This window comes from Secundilactobacillus mixtipabuli (assembly GCF_002217925.1).
Lineage (GTDB): Bacteria > Bacillota > Bacilli > Lactobacillales > Lactobacillaceae > Secundilactobacillus > Secundilactobacillus mixtipabuli.
This window is the reverse complement of record NZ_BCMF01000002.1, coordinates 92,717-115,907: the sequence shown is the minus strand read 5'-3', so window position 1 is coordinate 115,907 and position 23,191 is coordinate 92,717. Positions and strand designations below refer to the sequence as shown.

The window sequence follows — 23,191 nt, the reverse complement described above, 5'->3', positions numbered from 1 at the left end:
GTGAATGACATGTTATTGGGAAGTATCGAAGCGGGCGGCACAAAGTTTGTCTGCGCGGTTGGTGACGAGAAATACGTCACTAAGGCGCACATTCAGTATCCAACAACGCAACCCGAAGAAACGATTCAAAAAGCAATTGATTTTTTTAAACAGTTTCCAGATTTGAAGGCGATTTCGGTAGCCTCATTTGGACCGATTGAGATTCGGCAACAAGCTGAGATGTACGGTTACATCACGGATACACCCAAAAAGGGCTGGTCGCACACTGATTTTCTTGGGCAATTAAAAGCTGCTTTTAAGTTACCCATTTACTGGACTACTGATGTCAATGGTTCGGCGTTTGGGGAATATACTTTAGCGCAGTTAGCTGGCCAACCAATTGAGGCGTTAACGTATTACACCATTGGCACCGGTGTCGGTGCGGGGACCGTTTTGGGCGGCAACTTTATTGGGACGTTAGGTCATCCAGAAGTTGGCCACGTTCGGTTAAAACGTCATCCCGATGACTTAAACTTTAAGGGCATCTGCCCGTATCATGGGGATTGTTTAGAGGGGTTAGTTGCTGGGCCAACCTTTGAAGCTCGGACCGGTAAACGGGGACAAGATATTCCTTTATCGGATCATGTTTGGGACATCATGGCCTATTATGTTGCGCAAGCTGCGTTACAAACGACCCTGCATATTCGACCACAAAAGATTGTTTTCGGTGGCGGTGTTGTCAGTGAAGCGTTTTTGAAAAAAGTGCGTCAGCAATTTGCTGTGTTGATGAATGATTATCAAGCAGTGGGTACATTGGAAGAGTACATTACCATGCCGCTTGCCCAAAATAATGGGTCGGCCACAGTTGGTAACTTTGCCTTAGCGTACCGGACTTTAAATTAAATATAGAATGGAAGGTTTATTAATGGAGCGTTTAGTCCTTACTGGAACCAAAAAAATGACAATTGAAGACCATGAACAACCAACGCCTAAAGCCGACGAAATCTTGGTTAACACGAAATTTGCTGGTATTTGTGGTACTGATCATGCGCTATACAACGGGCTTCCCGGCTCTGCTAACGCGGTACCACCTATCGTGTTAGGCCACGAAAACTCGGGGATTGTGGCAGGCGTTGGTAGCGCGGTTGAAGGCTTTAAAGTCGGTGATCGCGTCACCGTTGACCCCAATATTTATTGCGGCAAGTGTTTTTATTGCCGGACTGCCCGGCCAGAATTATGCGATCATTTGTCAGCGGTTGGGGTTACCCGTGATGGCGGGCTTGAGGAGTACTTCACAGCACCTTCAGAAGTGGTCTATCATCTGCCAGAGACGGTTTCATTAAAAGCGGGAGCAACGATTGAACCGCTTTCCTGCGCTGTTCATGGGGTGCAGCTCCTGAATTTAACGCCGTATCAAAAAGCACTGGTGATAGGTGACGGCTTTATGGGTCAATTATTTGTGCAAGCTTTACAAGCCTATGGCATTCACCAGGTCGATCTCGCAGGGATCATCGATACAAAACTGAAGTTTAATCAGGAACACTTCGGCGTCACGAACATCTTTAACACCACTCGCGACGAAATTCCCAGTGACTATGACGTTGTGATTGAAGCCGTTGGGCTACCACAGACGCAAGAAGCTGCAGTTGAAGCAACCCGCAAAGGTGCTCAGGTACTAATGTTTGGCGTTGGTAAGCCAGACCAGCATTTCCAGATGAATACTTATGAAGTCTATCAAAAACAATTAACGATCCAAGGCTCATTTATCAACCCTAACGCTTTTGAAGATTCAATTGCACTGCTAGCCAGCGGGAAGGTTGATGTTGAACCATTAATCAGTCATGAACTTAACCTTGCTCAAGTGGCTGATGTTTTGGAAGATAAAGTCCCTAATATCTCCAAGGCGGTTGTCAAGATTGATTAAGCTGAATTCGGGTCGCAGTTTTTAAAGTAAGGGGAAATTAAAATGACACAAAAATCATTAGCTGATTATGAAAAGGACATTCCAGCTGTTGCCGAGTTATTGGCAGCAGAACCGAAAATGCAGCAATTTTTTAATGACCTAACACCCGGTTATCAACGGGAATGGGCAAGATTCATTTTTGGTGCAAAAGCTGATGCCACTAAAGAACGTCATATTGCGGTGATGAAAACCGTGTTTAAGGCGGGTTATAAGTCTAAACGGGCTTATGATTCACGGACTAAAGATTAAAACCGGGAGGGGCTTTTAACTGAAGCCCTTTTTTAGTTGCCTTTTTGTAAAAGTGAGTATACACTTACTGGTGAGTAATCAATTACTTACCTTAAATGGAGGCGTTGATATGGTAGACGCGATTATTGATTTAGAGCATTTAGTTAAGAAATTTGGTAAACAGACGGTTTTAAAGGATGTTAATTTAACGGTTATGCCACAGCAGATTGTTGGCTTGATTGGCCCTTCTGGTGCAGGGAAATCGACAGTCATCAAAACGGCACTGGGGATGGAAGTCGCTGATGGCGGCAGTGCCACCGTTTTTGGGCAGGTGATGCCAAAGCGGCAGCTGTTAGCCCGAATCGGCTATATGGCACAAACGGATGCCTTATACGAGTCACTGACCGGCAGAGAAAATTTAAAGTTCTTTGCCCAGATGAAAGGTATCAAGAAGGCTGAACTGACCGAATCAATCGCTCATGTTTCCGAAGTGGTTGACCTGCAGGATGACCTAGATAAACGGGTGAGCGGTTATTCTGGTGGCATGATGCGGCGCTTATCCCTGTCGATCGCGTTGCTGGGGAATCCCGAACTGCTGGTTTTAGATGAACCGACAGTGGGCATCGACCCTGCTTTGCGCAGACAAATTTGGCAGGAACTTAATGCGATTCGTGATGAAGGCCGCAGTATTCTGATTACCACCCACGTCATGGATGAGGCTGAGTTAACTGACAAAGTGGCGTTATTGCTTGGTGGCGAAGTGATCGCGTTTGATGAACCGGCTGCATTAAAGTCTCAGTATCAGGTTGATTCGATTGAAAACGTCTTTTTGAAGGCAGAAGGTGAATTTAAATGAGAACAGTTGCGATTATGAAACGGGTGCTGACTGAAATGCTGCGGGATAAGCGTTCCTTGGCCCTGATGTTTTTAGCACCAATTTTAGTGCTTTGGTTGATGAGCGTGATTTTCACGGCCAATTCAACGACCAGTGTGAACGTAGGTACGGTGGGTGTGACGGCTAGCGTTTCGACTAATTTGGATAAGGTCAAACACGTCAATGTCCATCATTACACGAGCCAAGCTAAGGCCAAAAAAGCGATGAAGGCTGACAAAGTGGATGCCATTATTCATAAAACCGGCAACGATTACAGTCTGACGTACGCGAATACGGACTCCAGCAAAACTGCAGCGGTTAAAATGGCGTTCAGAAACGCGCTAACGCAAACCAGTATTAGTCAAATGAAGTCGCAGTTAGGCATGACCCAAAAAACAATCGCCAAACTGCAGCAGACTTTGCCAGCTCCTGTTCGCAAACAAGTACAGAGCCAAATGCCAGTACAAAAAAAGCTGGCAACCCCACAGATCACTAACCATTACGTGTACGGGGATTCAAGCACGGGGTTCTTTGATAAAATGTTACCTATCCTCATGGGCTTCTTCGTGTTCTTCTTTGTTTTCCTGATTTCCGGGATGGCACTATTGAAGGAACGGACGAGCGGCACACTATCACGGTTGCTGGCAACCCCGGTCAAACGGTATGAAATCGTCATTGGTTACATGGCGAGTTACGGAATCCTGGCGATCTTTCAAACGATCCTGATCGTTATGGCGACCATCTGGTTATTAGGGGTTGAAGTTGTAGGTAACGTGTTCAATATTATCGTCATCAATCTGATTTTGGCGCTAGTGGCCTTGGCCTTCGGAATCTTGTTGTCGACCTTTGCTAACTCGGAGTTTCAAATGGTTCAGTTTATTCCAGTGGTGATCATCCCACAAATCTTCTTCTCAGGGATCATCCCAATGGACTCCATGGCCAGTTGGATTAAAGATATTTCGTACATTATTCCCATTAAATACTCTGGTGACGCGGTTACGGGAATCATGATGCAGGGCAAAAACCTGTCATCATTTGGGCTTGATATTGGTGTGTTACTGATTTTCTTAGTGGTACTCACCGTATTGAACGTCAAGGGGCTTAAACGCTACCGTAAAGTATAGGAGGGGAGTTAGTTGCAAGACAAAATTTCTGCCAGCTACCGCGATTGGCTGGCTGACCAAAAGATGCCCAAAGGTAAGCGGGCGGCGATGTTATCAGCACTTGAGTTGTTTTCCAAACAGGGCTATGACGGGACTTCAACCATGGCCATCGCCAATCACGCTGGTATCAGTCAGGCCACTATCTTTAAGTATTTTAAGACCAAGGCTGATTTGTTAGAGGCCATTTTAAAACCCATGATCAATAACGTGTTGCCAGAATATCGGGAAGCCTTTTTAGCTGGTATTCCTGCGACAAAGACGTTACGAGAAGCCGTTCACTTTTTGGTACGGGACCGGTACCAATTCTTGCTCAAGAATCAGGAAGTGATCATGATTTTTCTGACACAAGTCATGACTAACGCTGACACCCGAACGATGTTTCAGCAGTTCATGCGCGAAACGGCTCCCATGTTTATTAATACCATTTACGGTACCCTCAAGAACAGTGGCAGTTTGCGTGATGACTTGTCTCCGGCTGCCGTGTTACGGACCCTTGCTGGTCAGCTCATCAGTTACTTCATTCAACGACAGGTTTTAATGCCGGAAATTAAGGCGGATGAAAATGCTGACTTGCAGTTGATTGAGGATCAAATCGTCCGAGCGATCAGTCAAGGATAATTTAAAAAAGGGACCTGATCATCAGCGTGAAGCTGGTCATCAGGTCCCTTATTGTTTAATTCTCTTCTTTAATGGTAATATCAGCGGATTTAGGATTGTGCTGCAATAACAGTGCAGCTGCGACGCCGCCAATCACAGCGATAATCGCTGCACTGACAGCAACGGTTACCATGCCATTATCATATGCCTTGATGACGATCTGTTGAAAATCGTGAGCAAATGGCGCGTGACTGAGTCGGTTGGAGAAAGCAATGTTGTGACCGGAAAAGGGCCCGGCGTCAATCAGTGCCTTCTTCAGGCCACTAAGGGCTGGTGACGGCATATTAATTGAAGCCAGATGGCCATTTAAATAAGTTTCATACTGATTGTCCTGCATCAAACCTAACCCAACGACACCAACAGTGGTTCCCAGTTGGCGGAAGACGTTTAGCAATCCGGAAGCCATGCCCATTTCATTTGCCTGGATGCCTTCCATGCCCGCGGTGTTCAGCAGTGGATTGACCATCCCGTTAGCGATCCCCATACCAACCATTCCTGGCCAAAGGTCAACGAAGCTCACGGTTGGACTGATTGCCCGTGCCATCAGCCAAAAGCCCAGAGCGCCGATCAACATGCTGATGCTGATCATCCATTTTTTAGAGTAGCGGGCACTAAGAATACCGACAACGGGGCCAAGGACTAGCGACCAGACACTAATGGTTAATTGACGTAATCCTGTTTCAGTTGCTGAATAGCCGATGTAATTTTGCATCAGAGCAGTTAAAAACGTGTTGTAGGCGTAAAAACCAGCGCCTAACGTGAAGGCGACAATGACGACACCGATAAAGTGCGGTTTCTTGAACAGCTTTAGATTGACCATTGGATCCTTGATCTTAGCTTCAACAACCATGAATAATAGCAAGACAATTGTGCCGCCAATCAACCAGCCGCTGACCCTTAGATCGGCCCAGTCCCAGTGAGTATGCCCTTCCTTAACGATCAAACCATAGATGATGGCAAACAAACCAGCTGCCGAAAGGAGCATTCCCAACAGATCAACTTTTTGATTTTCACCATAACTAGGTGTTTCTTGCACATAAATAACAGTTAAAATTACTGCCAAGATCCCAAATGGCACATTGACATAGAAAATCGCTGGCCAACTAAAGTGTTCGACCAAGTAACCGCCGATCAATGGCCCTGAAGCTGAGGATACCCCAATGACAGATCCCAGAATACCAAGCGCTAAACCGCGGTCCTTACCTTTAAAGTTTGAGGCAACCAGCGCCATTGACAGGGACATCATACCGGCGCCACCGATAGCTTGCACACCACGACCAATGTCTAAAATCAGTAGGCTAGAAGCCATTCCGTTAACAGCTGAAGCAAGGACGAATAAAATTAATGAGCCCAGAAAAATCTTCTTTCGACCATACATATCGCCCAGTTTTGACATAATCATTAATGTGACGGCATACACTAAGGTATAGGCGTTTAAGACCCACTGTAAGTCAGTGAAAGTCGTGCTGAAATCGCGGACCATGGTGGGCAGCGCGACGTTAACAACAGTGACATCCAAAAGGCCCATGAAGACACCTAATCCCATAGCGCCCAATGCGATCCACTGTTTAATACTCGTTTTTTGACTCATTTTGTAACTCCTTATTATGAATTTCGGCTAAATATTGCGTGACCCAGTTTTGTTTGGTCTGACAAATCGCCAAGCTAAGCTCGATGGAGTGAAGACCAGCCATTAAAGCAGCCGGGTTCGGGGCATCGTCCGTTAGTAAAGTCAGTAAGTGCTGATGAACTTCTTTATAAATATTAAAATCTTCCTGAACGACGTTGGCATAATCCTGTAAGATCTGCTTTCGCTGGTTAAGGTCCACTGCAAACAGGCCACGAAATTTAAAACGGTAAATGGATTCACGTCTTGCACCGTCAGCGACAGGTTGCTGCATCAGATCATAAAAGTGTGCTTGACCAACCGTGGTGATGTGAGCCAATTTCTTATTTCGCGGGTTGTTGGGGTCTTCAATGAAGACAATTTCGCCAGCTGCTTCTAGTTTTGCTAGGAGCGGATACATCACGCCATTTGAAATTTTGCGTTGCGGGACCAAGGCACTGCCTAAGACACCCCTTAATTTATACCCGGACATATCCCGTGACATGAGCATGCCAAGAATCAATAACTCGTACATAAAAGCCTCCATAGGTCAGAACGACTTATCGAGTATAGGTCGTTTCGACGGGTCATGCAAGCAAAATTTAATTTAGCTAAAGTGTTCTCTTAAAATTATGATACAAAATAATTCCAAAATTATATTAAATTCGTAAAATAATGGAATTTTTAGTCAACATTTCGGAAATTTCGTGGTATTATACAAGGTAAGAAAAGAGCTAAATTAACTTGTTTGAATCTTCACAATGGTTTTTTAAACTCGTTGCAGTCCAAGCAGGTCTTCAATAATCAGTCCTGTGGAGACCATTAGAAAGGGTGAATGTACAGATGAAAAAGTTTGTGGCACTTGTTGGTACTAATACCGCTAAATCGACTAATCGGAAACTACTTCAGTATATGAAAAAGCGGTATGCGGATGATGCTGAAATTGAGGTGGTCGAGCTGAAGGGCTTGCCAATCTTCAAGAAGAGTGAAGAGGTTTATATTCCTCAACAAGCACGTGATATTGCAGATAAAATCGATGCTTCTGATGGTGTGATCATTGGTACGCCGGAATATGACCATTCGATTCCAGCACTATTATCAAGCGCGCTAGCTTGGCTTTCTTATGGCATTCATCCACTGATGGACAAACCAGTGATGATCGTTGGCACTTCATATGGGACGTTAGGTGCTTCTAGAGCACAGGCCCAGTTGCGTCAAATTTTAGATTCCCCAGAATTAAAGGCAACGGTATTACCAAGCTCAGAATTTCTGCTTGGACACTCACTGCAAGCCTTTGATGACAATGGCGACCTGAAATCAGCGACTGAATCACAAAAACTGGATGGCTTGTTTGATGACTTCTTGGAATTTGTTGATCTCACAGAAAAACTTGGTCATTCTAAGCAGATCCATGAACAGGAAGCCTCATCAACATTTTCTTGGGATAACGGGACAACAGGAGATGATAAATAATGGTTAAATTAGTTGGAATCGCCGGTTCAATCGGTGAACAATCATATAATCGGATGTTATTGGAATTTATCCGTGACCACTTTAAAAAAACGGTTGATATTGAAATCTTAGACATTAACGACGTACCTATGTTTAATGAAGATGAAGACCACAATGACAACCCGGTGGTCCATGAACTTGCACGGAAAATTTCGGGTGCCAATGGTGTTATTTTAGCGACACCGGAACATAACCATACTGTTCCAGCGGCAATGAAAAACGTCATTGAATGGCTGTCAAACAACGTTCATCCATTAAATGGCAAAGCAGTTTGGATCGTTGGAGCATCTTATCATACCCAAGGGTCTTCTCGAGCACAGCTGCATTTGAAGCAAATTTTGGAATCACCAGGGGTTAATGCCTTTGTTATGCCGGGTAACGAATTTCTTTTGAGTAACGCTAAGGAAGCTTTTAATGCAGATGGCAGTTTAAAAGATGCTCGGACAGTCGGTTTCCTTGACTCAGTCATGAAGAAGTTCTTGACGTTTATGAAGGTGATTGAAATGATGGATGCACCAGATCCAAAGAATGCTCACGAAGAAGATATGGATTCAAAGCATCCCGTTAACACAACTGTTGAAGGGGTCGATATGAACGATCCAGAGTGGGTTGAAAAAGCGGCTGAGAAGACCCATGCTGCTAGCGGTGGTGACTATGTTAAGCTGGATCGGGGTCTCTTAACCGTTGACCAACTGAATTACTTCCTAAACTCAATGGCCGGTGAATTAACGTTTGCTGACGATAACAACCAGTTCATTTACTACAACCACAATGCAGAGGCATCACAGATGCTAGCTGCCAGAACCCCTGATCAGGCTGGTGATCCACTCAGTGCGGTTCACCCCGGACGAGTGATCGAACACGTTAAGCAAGTGCTCTATGCACTGCGTACAGGGCAAAGTGACGTGGTTTCAATGCCCGCACAAACAGGTCCTAATCAGCACGTGATGCACTATTATCGTGCCATGCGCGATGAAAATCGTCGCTACCGTGGTGTTAACGAACTCGTTATCGATATCATGCCAATCTTGAAGTATTACTTAGCGGCTACTGGCCAGAAACTGGTTAAGGATCCGGATGCTGTGCCAATGTCACCAATCACTGGATTGGATGCTGTTACCGGTGCTTCAGCGCACTCAACGCCATCCACGGACGCTACTAGTGGCGCTTCGGCATCAACGGCTTCGGCAAAACCAGAACCCGCAAAGGATCCAATTGACATGGATTCACTGACTGGGGCATCTGAGGAAGCTCAACCTGGCTACACAGCAGCTGAGAATTCAGCCCCTGCACAGAAGCCAGAATCCGCACCGGAATCGGATACTGATGCAACGACCGGCGCTTCAGAACATTAAAATGAACTCAAAAAAGACCGGTTTAACCGTTATCATTTGACGGTTAAACGGGTCTTTTTATTGGCATGAAACTTGTAGTAATGACTTGAAAGCGGTATATTGGTTGTACACAATCTAGTACAGAAAGGATGGCAGTGTATGAATCATATCTACAGCTTTCAAGAAACAGAAATGAGCGGGCAGCCCATTGACTTTGCTGATTATCAGGGAAAAGTTCTGTTGATCGTCAATACGGCCAGCAAGTGCGGTCTAGCACCACAGTTGGCAGAAATTGAAAGGCTTTATCAACAGTACCATGGGCAAGGTTTTGAGGTGCTTGGCTTACCGTCGAATCAGTTTCGTCAGGAACTCGATTCAGATGAAGAAACGCAAGCCTATTGCCAGATGCATTATGGCGTGACGTTCCCAATGACTAAGAAGGTTCAAGTCAATGGTGATAGCGAGGACCCGTTGTTTACTTATTTAAAAGCGACAGCGGGGCACGGTAAAATCAAATGGAACTTCACTAAATTTTTAATTGGCCGGGATGGTCAGCTGATTCACCGTTATGCACCGGTGACCAAGCCGGAAAAGATAGAGCCTGTCATCGTTGAGGCATTGGCCAAATAAGTGCAGAAAAAAGTCTGAAGACTAGTTTAGCTAGTTTCTTCAGACTTTTTCTTAACTACATGTCCACATGTTCAACCAAAACGTGGCGTTTTAAGAAGTCGACGGTCTCATTGAAAACCTCATCCAGATAACCCTTGGCGTGACGAGTGCCAGTGACCATGTTTAATTCAAAGGGAACATTTGCTGCGGTTAAGGCGTTGGCCATGGCTAGGACGCCGCTGGTTGGCACAAATTCGTTAAGTGAATTGGCGAGGTACATTGGCCCCGTCTGACTGGTGACACGATGAACCGGTGTTGCCGCGGTGAGCTCATCGGTTCGCTGATTGAAGTAGTTCATCACAAACCATTTATAAAACGAATCATTAGCACCGTCCTGATTGATGGTTGCACTAGCCTGGTTGTTAAAACCGCTAGTATCACCTTCCACTGCGACAACGTCTTGATGTTTTGACAGCCAATCATCGATGTCCAAAATACCTGAAAGTGAAACGGCAGGAATACCGTAACGAATTGCCATTTCTACTGCCATATTGCCTCCGGCAGAGGAACCCACCACTCCGATTGGCATTTGGTTGTATTCGCTACGAGAAATCCATTCCATAAGCGATGCCATGTCGGATAGGGGTTCAGGGTAGTAAACATCAGGGGTCATACGATAGTTAGGAACTAAGACCATATAGCCCAACTCAGCTAGACGGGTTGCCCAATCTTCATCCTTAACTTTATCACCACGAAACCAGCCACCACCGTGGATATCGATGATGAGGCCTAAAAATGGTTTAGTACCATCGTGGTAAGCATCAAGCGTTAAATGACGATTTTCATCATAAGAAATATCATGTTTGACTTGCATTTTACCCACCTCCAAAGGATCAATTCACGGTGAGTATGGCAAAAAAGTGAGACAAAATCAAGCATTTGGCTTTGTGCCAACAGCACACTTCCCCAATGAAATTAGGGGTGAAGGTGATAAATAATAATGGCGGTTAAAAAGGCCAGAAAAACAACGTTGCTGGTAACGGTAAAGTGAGTAGCCATTGACATCAGATGTTGATAATGAGCGCTCAATTCAGTCAACGGTGCAGAAGTTTTGATCATTTCTGAATGATGTTTGCAAAGCGTTTCATATTTTGCGGAAAGGGACTGATATTTAAGATCGCGGAACCAAAAAATCCAGGAAATGCAAAAGGACATCACAATCAAGCTGACTAAAAATTGATCAAATGGATTTGCGAATACGTCATGCAGGCTTACCGTCGTGTAGCCCATCAAAGATAGTGGCGGGATACTCATTAGACCGATTGTAGAAGCCAATAAAATGACTAGGCAAACTAATTGCGAACCCGTGGCTCTTAAGTGGCATTTAGCTTGTTTATCTAACGAAATAAGGACTTGAGAAACGTCAGTTTGCACTTGGGTGGCATAGTGAACATCAGAAAGCATGGCAAATCCCCCCTTTAAAAATGAAGGCTTAACTTTAATTTTATTATAACTAATAAATGATAAAACTTTAACTCAAAAGACTCGCTAATCTTGTTTTGATGGGCACCGACACTAGTTTTGATAATTGGTTCGAATGGTCGGTGGGGTATAACTGTTCATGAAGTCAAATATTTCATTCAAGCTGTTCGAAAATAATAATTTTTCCCGATGTTCAGTTGTGAGGAATCCCTGTTGCACCATTTGATCAAAAAAAGCCGCTAAAGGGTCATAGTAATGGTTCACGTTATAGAAGACACAAGGATTGGGATTGTCACCAATTCTGGCCCAAGAGTAGGCTTCAACGATTTCCTCAAGGGTGCCAGGGCCACCGGGAAGGGCGATGCAGCCATCTGCCAGTTCAAGCATTTGTTGCTTGCGGAGCGACATGCTGTCAACCACCGTTAAATCAGTAATGTTCGTGGCTGCGGCGCCACGGGCTACCAATTCCTTTGGCATGATACCGTGAACTTTGCCACCTGCCTTGATGACAGTATTCGCTAAAACATGCATTAAGCCAACCCGACCGCCACCATAAACTAATTCTAGCTGGTGATCAGCAAGGTAATGGCCTAAACGAGTTGCTGCTTCTTGATAAACGGGTAGATTGCCAGTTGCAGCACCACAGTAAACTGCTATTTTTGAAATCATTAATAATACCTCCTAAATGGCGCTATTTTGCTTTATGTATTAACCATTGTATATAACAATCCTGATTAATTTCGCTGTTCAAAAGCCAATAACTGTCTTTTTCGTTTTAAGCCGCCAGCGTAGCCAATTAGACTGCCATTTGAACCAATGACGCGGTGACAAGGAATGATGATCCCAATTGGATTATGGCCAACGGCACCACCAACTGCTCTGGCAGAACCCATTTTGGGGCTGTTAAGCTCAGATAGGCGATCGGCAATTTGCTGGTAAGACATGGTCTGACCATAGGGAATCGTGGTGAGAATCTGATAAACCTGCTGGCGAAAAGGGGTTGTCTGAGGGTGTAATGGTAACGGCGCAATGGCAGGATGATGGCCGTTAAAGTAGTCCTCCAGCCATCGGATGGTCTGCTGAAGAATCGGTGATGTTCCATGATCAATTGTCTTTAGAGAATAGTGGGCACCAAAGTGGGCTTGGTTCTGGTACCAGAGACCCAGTAAATGGATTTCATTGGCTAAGAGCGTCAATTGACCAAGTGGTGAATCATAAGTTGTCTGTAACATACTGTGAGCTCCTTTTTGAATTACTTGCAGATTAGGTTATTTTAAGTCATTTCGCAAGTGAAATGATGAGTTTAAGAATGAAAAAAGCTAAATCGAAAATATGTTCGCCTGTTCTCTTTCACAGGTGACGTTATTTTGCTAGAATATAACTTAACTTATACGAACGGGGATTGATACCAGTGAAATTTTTACATACAGCTGATTGGCATATTGGCCGGCGACTTCATGGCTTTGATTTAAGTGACGAACAACAAAATGCTTTTGACCAAATCGAACAAATTGCGCAGCAAGAACAGGTTGACGGGATCATCATTGCGGGTGACTTGTATGATCGACGTTTGCCTGCAGAAACCTCTGTGGCAATGGTTGATGAGATGCTGCAAAAACTAAATTTAACGGATCATCTGCCAATCTACGCTATTTCGGGTAATCATGATAGTGCAACTCGGCTGGCGACAGGGACACCCTGGTTCAAAGCTACAAATCTGTACCTGCATACGGATTTGAGTCAGGCGTTTAAACCTGTCGAGGTCGGGGATACGCAACTGTTTTTGTGTCCTTACTTTGAGCCTTTTGATGCGCAACAGTACTTCAATGATAAGTCTTTGCAACATTTGGACCAAGCCTTTGCGCGGGTGGTCACCGAGATGAAGCAACAATTTGACCCAGCAAAAAAACACGTTTTAGTGGCTCATTTCTTTGCGGCTGGCAGTTCAACCACCGACTCAGAAACGAATTTAACCGTGGGTGGACTAGCAGCTGTGCCAACGGATCTGCTTGCTGATTTTGATTACGTCGCGTTGGGGCATTTACATGTGAAAGACGCCCTTCAATTACCAACGGCACGATACAGCGGTTCCCCCGTTAAGTTTTCGTTGTCAGAAGCGAGTCAAAAGAAAGGGGTTTGGCTCGTGGATACGGATCAGACACCAGTCCAGTTGACCTTTAAAGCCATCACGCCGATTCATGATGTTAAACAGATCACCGGCCGTTTTGCTGACCTCATGGCTACAGCTGATGATGATAACGTGAATCATGAAGATTATGTTGGCGTGACGCTGACAGATAGGCAGCCGATACCAAACGTTATGGCCAGGTTACGAGATGTTTTTCCAAGAATCGTGACTTTGGGCCGAACGGATGGCTTTGAACCTCAGGTTGGCTATCAAGGCGAGTCTAGCCAACAGATTCAGCAAAAATCACCCATGACCTTACTAGGCGATTTTTATGAGGAGGTCGCTAAAGAACCGTTGAGTCCTCAACAGGAAAAATGGGCAACAGCGGCACTGAAGACAGCACGTGAAGAAGGTGAGCAGGCATGAAGCCCTTAACATTAACAATGACTAATTTTGGTCCTTATGAGCATCAAACCATTGATTTTAGGAAACTCGATGAAGCCTCAATCTTTCTCATTGCTGGACCAACTGGGAGCGGTAAGACTACGCTTTTTGATGCCATAACTTTTGCACTGTACGGTGAAAGTGCCAGCGATGATCGTGATCCGCAAGCCTTACGATCGGATTTTGCGGAACCAGATGCGCCTACTGAAGTGACGTTAAGATTTGAACATAAAGGTGTGGAATATGAAGTGACCCGGCAGCCTAAACAGGTTTTAGCCAAAAAGCGGGGGACCGGTACGCGAGAATATGGGAGTACTGGCAAACTTCAAATTTTTAAAGCAGGTCAAAAGGTTGACGAAATAACTCGGCTGCAGGAAATTAATTTGACTTTAACTGATATTTTACAAATCAGTCGAAAACAGTTTGTTCAGATCGTGCTGTTACCGCAGGGCGACTTTCGGCGGTTTTTGGTGTCAGATAGTAGTGCGAAAGAAACCATTTTGAGAAAAGTATTTGGCACCCAATTATTTCAGCATTGGGCTGCTGCACTAAAACAGCAGTTAGCACAGCAACGTGAGAAAATCAAAACGGCACAGTCAGTTATTGATACGGGGCTGAAGCGCGTGCACTGGACCCAACCAGGTGAGAACCATGATCTGGCGCAACTTGAAACACAATATCAAGCTGATTTAACGGCATTAGGGAACGTTAAAACAAAGTTAGCGGACACGCAGCAACAGGTGAATCAGCTGACTCGTCAAATTGAAACTGACCAGAACATGAATCAAAATATTGCAAAACTAAATAGCAAGCAAGAAGAAAAAAGGCGACTCCAAGAACAGCAGCCTGAAATTGAAAACACGCAGCAACGCTTGGCGAAACTGAACTGGGTGAGCGAACAACGCCATGATTATGAAAAACAGCAAGAATTACAGCAACAGCTTCAAAAGGTTAATCAGCAAAAAGTTACTTTAACTTTAAACTTAAAAACCCAAACCCAAAACGCCCAACAACTCCAGAACCAGCAGAACCAATTGATGGAGCAACAAAGCGTCATTAAAAAAGTTCAGTCAGACCTTGTCATCCTAACCAAACAACGGCCACTTTATGAGCAGGTCCGTCAGCTGGATGAAACATTAACCCAGCAAATTGCAGATTGTACGAAAGCGGAGACCGAGCTTTTAAAAGTGCAGTCGGATAGTGAGAGGCAACAGGCTCAACTTGAAAAATTGAACCAGCAAATCAGCAAACAACCTGAGTTACTTAAAGCCAGCGCAAGGTTGACCACCGCGTTAAGTACGCATAACACGGTTAAAAAACAGGTTAGTCAGCTACTGGAACAGCAATCGGAACTCACAAAGCAAGCACAAACGCTGACGGATGATCAATTAAATCTGGCGGCTCTTAGCGATAAGGTAAAACGGTCGAACGCCGATTTTGAGGAATTGAGAAACCAGTGGTTAGCAGGGCAAATTGCTGTTTTAGCTAAACAGTTGAAACCTGGCACACCGTGTCCAGTTTGTGGTAGTACCGACCATCCGGCACCATTTGCTTCGACCAACACCAAAATTGTGGACAATGAAACCGTTAAGCGTGCGGAACGTTCTTTACAGCAGTTGAAGGATCAAGAAACCAAAGCGCAGACCTTTTTAGAAGCTGACCAAAAGGCCTTTGATCAATTGAATCAAGAAACGACTGAACGGGAGAAAACGCTAAAAGAGCAGTTGAAAGTCCCAATCGATTTACCCGTTAAAGATTTATTGGCACAAGTCACTGACGAAGAATTGACAACAACACAGCAACTTGAAACGGTGACAGCGCAATTGAAGGGGATTGATCAAGCGCTTATTGACCAGCACACCAAGTCTGCTGAAATCAATGGCTTGCAACGGCAGCTGCAAACGTGTAAAGAACAGGTTCAAACGGCAAAATTAGTACAGCAGACCACCCAAACAAAGTTGGCTGAAGCAAAAAAGCAGTTGCCTGATCAATTTGAAGATTTAGCTGCTCTTGATCATTACCTGCAACAGCAACAAGCTCAGGTTTCTGACTACCAGCAAGAGGTACAAAAAACCAATCTGGCGCTTCAACAAAGTAAGGAAGCCGTTGCAACGATTCAGGCTAATTTAACGAATGCGGATGCATCATTGACGGAGACACAACAAAAGCTGACGTTGATAACGACAGCGTTGGAGCAGGCGGTGACGCAGCAGTTTGGTCCAAATCAGATGGAACAGTTTGTGACGATGATCAGTCAGTTAGATGAAATCACCTCCTTGAAGCAGTCAGTTCAGAATTATCAGCAGGCATTAACTTCCGCAAAGGCAGCCGTTGCGGCTTATCAGCAGTTAGTTGGTGATAAGACGATTGTTGATATAGGTCCCAGTCAAGCAAGGTTAAATGACCTTAATGATCAATTAAAAACTATTCAGCAAGATGCGGCTGAAAAACAAAAGCAAGTGACGGTTAATGGTGATATCTTGAACCAGATTAAGACAGCGACCCAACAAGTATCCGCCCAGCTGGATGAGCTAAACGAACTTCAATTATTAGTTGAAACAGTCGCTGGTGGCGGGGAAAATAAATTAAGCTTGGAACGTTATGTTCTCAGAGCCAGATTAGTTGAAATCTTGAGTATCGCCAATCAGCATCTTAAACAGTTAAGTTCAGGCCGTTATTCGATGCAGCTGCATTTAGAAGCTGGGGCTTATCAGAAAAACACCGGGTTGGAAATTGACGTTTACGATGACAATGTTGGGCAAACGCGAAGTGTCCACACACTTTCTGGTGGCGAGAGCTTCATTGCTGCGCTGAGTTTAGCACTGGCGCTGGGTGAATCCATCCAGAATGAATCAGGAGGGATCAGTATTGATGCCTTATTTATTGACGAAGGTTTTGGTTCATTGGATCAGGAATCTCTCTCAACGGCCATGCAAGCACTGGAAAACGTTGAAAGCAGCAATCGGATGATCGGTATTATTAGCCATGTGACCTTACTGCAGGAGACAGTGCCATACCAGATTCAAGTTCAACCAATGGGGCAAGGGAAGTCCACAGCTACGATTGTTGTTCCCTAAGTAGCGACAATTAAGCTTTAAATAGCGTTAGAGTTATAATTTGGGGTATAATAATTCGCTGAATAAAATGAAGATATGGATAAGGGGGAAAAAATGATTACATTAAAATCACCACGTGAAATTTCACAAATGCGCGCTTCAGGCGCTGTTTTGGCAGGCGTACTAAACGGCCTTGAAGACGTGATTAAACCCGGAATCTCAACGTGGGAAATTGAAAAATTTGCTAATACTTATATTGAAGACCATGGCGCGACTGCTGAAGAAAAAGGCTTTGAGGGCTATAAATACGCGACCTGCGTCAACGTGAACGATGAGGTCGCCCATGCGACACCTAGAAAATCACTGATTCTGAAATCTGGCGATGTCGTGGCTGTGGATTTAGTCGTGAATTTAAATGGCTTTTTGAGTGATGCTTGCAGAACCTTCGCGGTCGGAGAAATTTCGGCAGAGAATCAACGGTTGCTGGATGTGACCAAAGAGGGTTTGTACCGCGGTATTGACCAAGCCGTTATTGGTAATCGATTAGGTGATGTTGGTGCCGCTATCCAAGAATACGTTGAAACCGAAAATCACATGGGGGATGTTCGAGAACTAATTGGGCATGGCATTCAGCCCACCATGCATGAACAGCCTGATGTACCGGCTTATGGTGAAGCCGGCAAGGGATTGAGACTCCGGGAGGGCATGACGATTACCATTGAACCAATGGTGAATTTAGGAACCCGGGAGATTCGTTCGATGGAAACGGCCGATCATTCATGGGAATACTACGTGACGGCGGATGGGAAGTCCTCAGCTCAATTTGAGCATACCTTAGTCATCACCAAAGATGGGCCAAAGATTTTGACTTCTCAAGATGCCAAAAGGGATGCTAAATACCTTTAGTCGTTTGTATCAGTAAACAAAATTTGTGGTAAATCTCATCTGCACCGTTATACTAATTTTGTAGGCAGAGGGTGAGGAGAAAATCATGGATCAAGTACTTTTATTAATTATTATTTTAGCTGTTGTGGTCCTCGCAAATATTTTATCGCGACACCTCACAGTTATTCCATTACCGTTCTTTCTGATTTTGTTGGGGCTGGTTCTAGCGCTATTACCCGCGTATTCCGGCTTCCACTTGGATCCGTCAACGTTTGCTTTCGCCATTATCGCACCGATGTTATTCAATGAAGCACAGAATAGTTCGCGGTTTTGGATTGGACGTTCCATTACAAACATTTTGTCATTAGCGGTCGGGTTGGTCGTTGTGACAGTATTGGTTGTCGGGACAAGTATTCACGCTTTATTTACGGTTTTGCCGCTGAGCTTAAGCTTTGCGTTAATTGCCATTGTGGCACCGACTGATGCATCGGCTGTTAACTCAATTTTCGAGGCTAATCCAATTGCCGAGGAACAGTCTGCAACGCTTCAACACGAATCACTGTTTAATGACGCCGCTGGTATCGTTATTTTCGATATTGCATTAGCCGCTTTCATGTCGGGACGGTTCTCTATTGAAGCTGGTATCGGGATGTTTGCTTGGGAATTTTTAGGCGGCCTGCTTTTTGGTGCCATTATTGGGGTAATCGTTGTTAGTGCCAGGCTGTTTCTTATTCGGCACAATGATGATACGCCGTTGATCATGGTGCTGATTCAATTATTGACGCCATTTTTGGTTTATCTGTTGGCAGAAAAGTTAGAACTTTCGGGTATCTTGGCGGTGGTTGCGGCCGGGATGGTACAAGGTTCAGAACGTGACAAGTTGCGACTGACCTCGTCAAGAATGCAATTAGTGACCAGTAATGTTTGGGAAATTGTCAGTGGCGTCCTGTCCGGAACGGTGTTTGTTCTCTTAGGTTTATCGCTTCCTGACGTGATTCGTGCCTTGAACGCACATGTTAACCCACAAATCACAATTCCCAAACTTCTGTTACTGGGTCTGTTTTTATATGTTTTAAAGGGTGCCATTCGGCTAGTATGGACCCGCTTTTTGCTGAAACGCAGAACGAAAACTGATCACGTTTGGCGAGACAGTTTAGTGATGGCACTGAGTGGTGCCAATGGAACCATTACACTGTCTTTGGCATTTTCTATTCCAACTATGGCTAATGGACACCCATTTCTGTTACGTGGGCCGCTAATCTTTCTGGCCGCGGTGGTGATTTTAACCAGTTTACTTTTGCCAACCATTTTTGTACCGCTATTATTACCTTCAGAACAAGGTTCTTCTCAGCCACGGTTTAAGTGGTTACGGCGGATGATTCAGGCAGGAATCAGTGATTTAGCTACGGAAAAGAAATATTCAGCTGAAGCTCAAATCGTCATTGATTCGTTGCAACAACAGTTGATTCTGGATTCAACGCCTAATTTACGAATTGAACGGCAAATTATGCGGCAGACGCATAAAGTTGAAAGTGATAAAGTGCGTGAAATGTATGAGTCTGGTCAAATTACCGAAGATGAAATGACCTACTACAATAAGTTTCTTGAACTCAATCACTTTTCTGCAGATGAAAAAGTTTGGAAAAATGTTTGGCTAAGAATTCGGTTTAGTCTGCATATTGGGACGCTTTATAAAGATTTACACCGAGCTCAAGAGGCTTTTTTAACTGCACCAGTTGCGTTGGAAGAAGTCTATTGGCGCGAGCAGTTTGAAAAGCACGGTGAAAATATCTTACCGATAGAAGAAGCCGGGTTTGAAGCTGTAATGGCGTACTTGAAACAGAACAGTGGTGAAAACGGTGTGGAAACTAATCTCGTTCGGCGATTCTACCGTACCCGTCATCGTCGAATTCGCGGGGGCGATGTTGATCCGAACATGGTTTATCAACTCTTCATGCGTGCGTTTCATGCGGAGTACGAACTCATTCAGAGAGCGATTGCTAAAGGGGATATTTCAGCTGATTTAGCGGAAAAACTACAACAGCGAATTTCTTTTGACGAAATCACATATATTCAAAATAGCGAATCGTATCGATAATAAAAGCTTGAAATTTAGATGTGAAATTAGTAACATAATAGATGTAAGCCAGCAGTAGGTGTATGATTTGGGGGATTGAGTAGTTCGGATTCTTGATGGTGGCTGATGCCAAGTCAAACCAAGGTTAGATTAATAACAGTCCGTCAGTTACTGTTGACAGGAGATGAAATCATGATTGCATATACGTTGAAGATTCGAAATAAAGTGACCACGCGAGACATCGTGGTGACTTATCGGGCGACCATTCATGGTGAGCAGAAAGATTTAACGACGGGATCGATGAAGTTTAACCTAGAAACAGCGAATATTAACTATCTGACTAACAGTAAGTTTGTGTTAGGAATCGTTGAAACCGTTATTTTACGGTTAAACCAAGACTGCCAGTTAGAGCGCATTGAAGTTGATCAGTCGGCAAACCGGTTACAGTTACAGGTTCCCAAACTTACTGAATTTAGAGCTTATGTCCAATCGCATCACTTGTTGAGCCACGTTGCCCAATCCTGTGTTTCAAATGGTCATCAGGCCATTAACGTTACAATTTCAACACCGTTTAAATTAGGATAATACTTAATAAGCTCACTTCGGTGGGCTTTTTGTTTAGCCTGTTTATATAAAAATGGAATAATAAGCATTATGTGATAAGCATATTTTACAGGCTTTTTCAGTACTTGGTAGATATTATTTATAAAATTTATTTGTGAATAGGTTTTACCAACTTCTCCCATATTGTACTAAAAATTGCTTGAAAAGAGGATGTTATCAACTGATAAATGGATTTTGGGTTATCAACAGATTAGTGAAAAAATACACTAATTTGCGATTTTTTGTTTTATTAATGAACAATTTCGAGGTATAATTTTCTTTATAGAGTTACTTTATATATTTTCTAATTTAATTGATGGTTTGCTATTTTTCGGATTAACTGGATCATGGGATTTTAACTTGGTTTAGCTATGAGACACTATATTTATTGGAGGAATTATTCTATGAAGAAAAAGGGTTTAAAAGGGTTATTTAGGGGAATACTGCTTCTCATTTTGACGCTGGTAAGTGTAACCGTTTTTAGTGGGAATAATGTTAAGGCGTCTACTTATGAAGATGGAACGTATAATTTATCCGTTAAAGCTAATAAACAAGGTACGAATGATTCTTCTATTGTTCAAAATTTTATTGGAACAGCGGATGATAAAACTGGCGGGCCGGCACCTGCAACTGCAGTGGTTAAAAACGATGTAGCCACAATTTCATTGAAGCTGCGCGGCCTTGGTCTAACAAATTTAAACGGTGTAGAAATTAATCAATCGCAGGCGTTAAATGCTGAAAAAGACGAGTTAGTCTTTTCCGTGCCAGTTGGAACTTCCAAAGTTACAGCTACTTTTGACATTTTTTATGGGTCAGCCAAAATGACTCAAAAATGTGATCTTGTACTTGGAGATTGGAACAATGTACCTAAGGTTACTCCTAATACAGGAGACAATAAAACGATTAACAATAACAACACATCAACTGATGGTCAAATTATCAATGTTTCAGGCTCACATAATAATATTACTATCAACAATGGCTCCTCAAATAAGGCCCAAGGCTCAACCATCGATGCTAACGCCACTAAGCTTAACTATACCGTTTTGCAAGCTGACGAGAAATCAACTTCTGCAGCCAACCAATACTATACGCACGTGGCCGACATCCAGAAGCAGTCGGATGGCACTTACAAAATTACAATGCATGTTCAGTATGGCAAGAACTCGGGAATGACAGCTAAGGGTTTTGTTCCATTGACGGTCAATGGTCAGAACGTAGCTGATGTCACGTACGGTTCAACGGCTGATAATTACACATGCAGTTTCACTTTCACTACACCGACTCTAGATGCATTAACTAAAGCGCCTGTAAAAGGTACGGTTCATGTCACCGTTGGTTTAGTTAATATTAGTTCCGACTTCGACGTTTATTATAAATTTGCTAGTACCTCTGGATCTGCTACAACGAACAACCAGAGTGCTGCGCCAACTTCAGGCAATACTAATAACGGCTTGAATAGCGGCGTATTACCAACTGCCGGTGCGGTTGAGACGCCTGCAAATGGCGCTTCAGCTACAACACCAGCTGCTAATACTAAGACTGTTGCTCAAAAGTCATCTAGTGCATTACCACAAACAAATGAAGTTCAAGATATCGCCGTTGCAGCTGCCGGGTTAATCAGTTTGATGCTGATTGTTGCTACAGCAATTTACAGACGAAAACAAGCTTAATCATTAAAATCCAAGGCCACTCAGACATATCTATCTGAGGTGGTCTTTGTGATTATTTAGAGAAACTCATTTTTAGAGAAAGTAGGGCGAAATCATGAAAAAAATGAAATGGTTGTTTGGATTGCTGGCCTGTGCGGCCTTGGGCTTAGGCTTAACAATTGGCGGTACAACTGCCCAAGCAAAGTCAATCAACTACCAGGCTTTAAAATATAAGACCAATCAAACTTCTATGGCAAGTGGTTACTTTGTCAAACCTGCTAGCGTTAAAGTCTCCCATCACAAATACGTGGTGACGATGCACATTCGAACGGCCAAAAAGTTAACTTCCTACCCTGTTAAAGTGTTATCAGTTAATGGGGGTGCCGCCAAGAACGTTCGCCGGATGAAGGATCGTGCTGGTAATTCTAACCTGTATTATTCATTTACGACCATTAACTTAAAAAAACGGATTAACGCCAAGTTGGCGATCAACGTACCAAAAGTTTATAAAGCAACGCACTTGATTTCATTTAAATTCGATACCGGGGGTTTACCAAGTTTAAAAGGTGAGGCGGCTGCCACTGCCGCCACAGCAAAAGTGACTGGTGGGACTGCGGCCAATGATAACAAGCAGTCAAAGAACAACCAGCATGAGAACAGTCAGGCCAATCAGCTAAGCCAGGTCAAACCGGAAAATAAGCGGAAAGCCGAAAGTCAAAAACCGAATGCTGCTTCAGCGTCCGAATCAAGTAAAGCTTCAAGCGAAAGTGCAGCTGATCAGCCGTCTGATAACACTAAAACTGCTGCGACTGACCAAAAAGATCACAGTAACGCTGCTTCCCGATTACCGTTTTTAATTGCTGGTGTTGTTGTGATTGCCGCAGTCGTGATTGGTGGCAGCTTGATTGTGATGAGAAAGAAGAAATAGGGGGGCGCCAA

The 23,191-nt window shown here is 43.9% G+C and carries 22 protein-coding genes; 16 read left to right on the top strand and 6 right to left on the bottom strand.

What is annotated here, in order from left to right:
- Positions 1–9 precede the first annotated feature (9 nt).
- The 6 genes from scrK to IWT5_RS01905 all read left to right on the top strand — a co-directional run bounded on the left by scrK (position 10) and on the right by IWT5_RS01905 (position 4,825).
- Complete coding sequence (gene scrK / locus IWT5_RS01930) at positions 10–882, top strand: fructokinase ScrK (RefSeq protein ID WP_089108271.1); 873 nt, start codon at positions 10–12, stop codon at positions 880–882.
- A 22-nt stretch (positions 883–904) separates the two neighbouring features.
- Positions 905–1,903, top strand: coding sequence for a zinc-dependent alcohol dehydrogenase family protein (locus IWT5_RS01925; protein WP_089108270.1), 999 nt, complete (start codon positions 905–907; stop codon positions 1,901–1,903).
- A 42-nt stretch (positions 1,904–1,945) separates the two neighbouring features.
- Positions 1,946–2,191: a YdeI/OmpD-associated family protein gene (locus tag IWT5_RS01920; protein ID WP_089108269.1), complete on the top strand. Its 246-nt coding sequence runs from the start codon at positions 1,946–1,948 to the stop codon at positions 2,189–2,191.
- Positions 2,192–2,300: 109 nt separating this feature from the next.
- Positions 2,301–3,026, top strand: coding sequence for an ABC transporter ATP-binding protein (locus tag IWT5_RS01915; protein WP_089108268.1), 726 nt, complete (start codon positions 2,301–2,303; stop codon positions 3,024–3,026).
- Positions 3,023–4,168 (top strand): ABC transporter permease, encoded by a 1,146-nt coding sequence (locus tag IWT5_RS01910; protein WP_089108267.1) that lies wholly within the window; start codon positions 3,023–3,025, stop codon positions 4,166–4,168. Before IWT5_RS01915 ends, IWT5_RS01910 begins: the two co-directional genes overlap by 4 nt.
- 12 nt (positions 4,169–4,180) lie before the next feature.
- Positions 4,181–4,825 carry a TetR/AcrR family transcriptional regulator gene (locus IWT5_RS01905; protein ID WP_225360186.1) on the top strand — a complete coding sequence of 215 codons (645 nt, stop codon included), beginning with the start codon at positions 4,181–4,183 and terminating at the stop codon, positions 4,823–4,825.
- A gap of 55 nt (positions 4,826–4,880) precedes the next feature.
- Here the strand turns inward: IWT5_RS01905 and IWT5_RS01900 are convergent, their stop codons facing one another.
- Together IWT5_RS01900 and IWT5_RS01895 are read right to left on the bottom strand one after the other, a co-directional pair.
- Positions 4,881–6,455, bottom strand: a complete 1,575-nt coding sequence (locus IWT5_RS01900) for an MFS transporter (protein ID WP_089108266.1) — start codon at positions 6,453–6,455, stop codon at positions 4,881–4,883.
- On the bottom strand, positions 6,433–7,005 hold the full coding sequence (locus IWT5_RS01895) for a PadR family transcriptional regulator (RefSeq protein ID WP_089108265.1): 573 nt from the start codon (positions 7,003–7,005) through the stop codon (positions 6,433–6,435). Before IWT5_RS01895 ends, IWT5_RS01900 begins: the two co-directional genes overlap by 23 nt.
- Before the next feature lie 308 nt (positions 7,006–7,313).
- Between IWT5_RS01895 and IWT5_RS01890 the strand changes: the two genes are divergently transcribed.
- The 3 genes from IWT5_RS01890 (at position 7,314) to IWT5_RS01880 (ending at position 9,946) form a co-directional block, all read left to right on the top strand.
- On the top strand, positions 7,314–7,943 hold the full coding sequence (locus IWT5_RS01890) for an NADPH-dependent FMN reductase (protein ID WP_089108264.1): 630 nt from the start codon (positions 7,314–7,316) through the stop codon (positions 7,941–7,943).
- Positions 7,943–9,337, top strand: coding sequence for an NADPH-dependent oxidoreductase (locus IWT5_RS01885; RefSeq protein ID WP_089108263.1), 1,395 nt, complete (start codon positions 7,943–7,945; stop codon positions 9,335–9,337). Before IWT5_RS01890 ends, IWT5_RS01885 begins: the two co-directional genes overlap by 1 nt.
- A 138-nt stretch (positions 9,338–9,475) precedes the next feature.
- Entirely contained in the window at positions 9,476–9,946 is a 471-nt protein-coding gene (locus tag IWT5_RS01880; RefSeq protein WP_089108262.1) for a glutathione peroxidase, read from the top strand.
- A gap of 55 nt (positions 9,947–10,001) precedes the next feature.
- Here IWT5_RS01880 and IWT5_RS01875 read toward each other — a convergent pair whose 3' ends face one another.
- From IWT5_RS01875 to IWT5_RS01860, 4 genes are all read right to left on the bottom strand, one after another.
- Positions 10,002–10,799 carry an alpha/beta hydrolase gene (locus tag IWT5_RS01875; RefSeq protein WP_089108261.1) on the bottom strand — a complete coding sequence of 266 codons (798 nt, stop codon included), beginning with the start codon at positions 10,797–10,799 and terminating at the stop codon, positions 10,002–10,004.
- Between the two features lie 101 nt (positions 10,800–10,900).
- Positions 10,901–11,389, bottom strand: a complete 489-nt coding sequence (locus IWT5_RS01870; protein ID WP_089108260.1) for a hypothetical protein — start codon at positions 11,387–11,389, stop codon at positions 10,901–10,903.
- 111 nt (positions 11,390–11,500) lie between these two features.
- Positions 11,501–12,073 (bottom strand): LOG family protein, encoded by a 573-nt coding sequence (locus tag IWT5_RS01865; protein WP_089108421.1) that lies wholly within the window; start codon positions 12,071–12,073, stop codon positions 11,501–11,503.
- 68 nt (positions 12,074–12,141) lie between these two features.
- Positions 12,142–12,639 carry a methylated-DNA--[protein]-cysteine S-methyltransferase gene (locus IWT5_RS01860; RefSeq protein WP_089108259.1) on the bottom strand — a complete coding sequence of 166 codons (498 nt, stop codon included), beginning with the start codon at positions 12,637–12,639 and terminating at the stop codon, positions 12,142–12,144.
- Positions 12,640–12,818: 179 nt separating this feature from the next.
- Between IWT5_RS01860 and IWT5_RS01855 the strand changes: the two genes are divergently transcribed.
- From IWT5_RS01855 to IWT5_RS01825, 7 genes are all read left to right on the top strand, one after another.
- Positions 12,819–13,961 (top strand): exonuclease SbcCD subunit D, encoded by a 1,143-nt coding sequence (locus IWT5_RS01855; RefSeq protein ID WP_089108258.1) that lies wholly within the window; start codon positions 12,819–12,821, stop codon positions 13,959–13,961.
- Entirely contained in the window at positions 13,958–17,056 is a 3,099-nt protein-coding gene (locus tag IWT5_RS01850; RefSeq protein WP_089108257.1) for an AAA family ATPase, read from the top strand. Before IWT5_RS01855 ends, IWT5_RS01850 begins: the two co-directional genes overlap by 4 nt.
- Positions 17,057–17,149: 93 nt before the next feature.
- The gene (gene map, locus IWT5_RS01845; RefSeq protein ID WP_089108256.1) at positions 17,150–17,941 is read left to right on the top strand and encodes a type I methionyl aminopeptidase; all 792 of its coding nucleotides are present in this window, start codon (positions 17,150–17,152) and stop codon (positions 17,939–17,941) included.
- 85 nt (positions 17,942–18,026) lie between these two features.
- Entirely contained in the window at positions 18,027–20,018 is a 1,992-nt protein-coding gene (locus IWT5_RS01840) for a cation:proton antiporter (RefSeq protein ID WP_089108255.1), read from the top strand.
- Between the two features lie 171 nt (positions 20,019–20,189).
- Positions 20,190–20,582 (top strand): hypothetical protein, encoded by a 393-nt coding sequence (locus tag IWT5_RS01835; RefSeq protein WP_089108254.1) that lies wholly within the window; start codon positions 20,190–20,192, stop codon positions 20,580–20,582.
- Between the two features lie 422 nt (positions 20,583–21,004).
- Complete coding sequence (locus IWT5_RS01830; RefSeq protein ID WP_089108253.1) at positions 21,005–22,273, top strand: LPXTG cell wall anchor domain-containing protein; 1,269 nt, start codon at positions 21,005–21,007, stop codon at positions 22,271–22,273.
- A gap of 94 nt (positions 22,274–22,367) precedes the next feature.
- On the top strand, positions 22,368–23,180 hold the full coding sequence (locus IWT5_RS01825) for an NEAT domain-containing protein (protein ID WP_225360185.1): 813 nt from the start codon (positions 22,368–22,370) through the stop codon (positions 23,178–23,180).
- The last annotated feature ends 11 nt before the right edge of the window (positions 23,181–23,191 follow it).

Excerpts from the sequence above, each read along its gene's own strand:
- IWT5_RS01885 (WP_089108263.1), top strand. The coding sequence starts at position 7,943 with ATGGTTAAATTAGTTGGAATCGCCGGTTCAATCGGTGAACAATCATAT.
- IWT5_RS01880 (WP_089108262.1), top strand. The coding sequence starts at position 9,476 with ATGAATCATATCTACAGCTTTCAAGAAACAGAAATGAGCGGGCAGCCC.
- IWT5_RS01850 (WP_089108257.1), top strand. The coding sequence starts at position 13,958 with ATGAAGCCCTTAACATTAACAATGACTAATTTTGGTCCTTATGAGCAT.
- IWT5_RS01830 (WP_089108253.1), top strand. The coding sequence starts at position 21,005 with ATGAAGAAAAAGGGTTTAAAAGGGTTATTTAGGGGAATACTGCTTCTC.
- IWT5_RS01825 (WP_225360185.1), top strand. The coding sequence starts at position 22,368 with ATGAAAAAAATGAAATGGTTGTTTGGATTGCTGGCCTGTGCGGCCTTG.
- IWT5_RS01840 (WP_089108255.1), top strand. The coding sequence starts at position 18,027 with ATGGATCAAGTACTTTTATTAATTATTATTTTAGCTGTTGTGGTCCTC.
- IWT5_RS01915 (WP_089108268.1), top strand. The coding sequence starts at position 2,301 with ATGGTAGACGCGATTATTGATTTAGAGCATTTAGTTAAGAAATTTGGT.
- IWT5_RS01910 (WP_089108267.1), top strand. The coding sequence starts at position 3,023 with ATGAGAACAGTTGCGATTATGAAACGGGTGCTGACTGAAATGCTGCGG.
- IWT5_RS01860 (WP_089108259.1), bottom strand. The coding sequence starts at position 12,639 with ATGTTACAGACAACTTATGATTCACCACTTGGTCAATTGACGCTCTTA.
- IWT5_RS01920 (WP_089108269.1), top strand. The coding sequence starts at position 1,946 with ATGACACAAAAATCATTAGCTGATTATGAAAAGGACATTCCAGCTGTT.
- IWT5_RS01895 (WP_089108265.1), bottom strand. The coding sequence starts at position 7,005 with ATGTACGAGTTATTGATTCTTGGCATGCTCATGTCACGGGATATGTCC.
- scrK (WP_089108271.1), top strand. The coding sequence starts at position 10 with ATGTTATTGGGAAGTATCGAAGCGGGCGGCACAAAGTTTGTCTGCGCG.
- IWT5_RS01835 (WP_089108254.1), top strand. The coding sequence starts at position 20,190 with ATGATTGCATATACGTTGAAGATTCGAAATAAAGTGACCACGCGAGAC.
- IWT5_RS01890 (WP_089108264.1), top strand. The coding sequence starts at position 7,314 with ATGAAAAAGTTTGTGGCACTTGTTGGTACTAATACCGCTAAATCGACT.
- map (WP_089108256.1), top strand. The coding sequence starts at position 17,150 with ATGATTACATTAAAATCACCACGTGAAATTTCACAAATGCGCGCTTCA.
- IWT5_RS01925 (WP_089108270.1), top strand. The coding sequence starts at position 905 with ATGGAGCGTTTAGTCCTTACTGGAACCAAAAAAATGACAATTGAAGAC.
- IWT5_RS01875 (WP_089108261.1), bottom strand. The coding sequence starts at position 10,799 with ATGCAAGTCAAACATGATATTTCTTATGATGAAAATCGTCATTTAACG.
- IWT5_RS01900 (WP_089108266.1), bottom strand. The coding sequence starts at position 6,455 with ATGAGTCAAAAAACGAGTATTAAACAGTGGATCGCATTGGGCGCTATG.
- IWT5_RS01870 (WP_089108260.1), bottom strand. The coding sequence starts at position 11,389 with ATGCTTTCTGATGTTCACTATGCCACCCAAGTGCAAACTGACGTTTCT.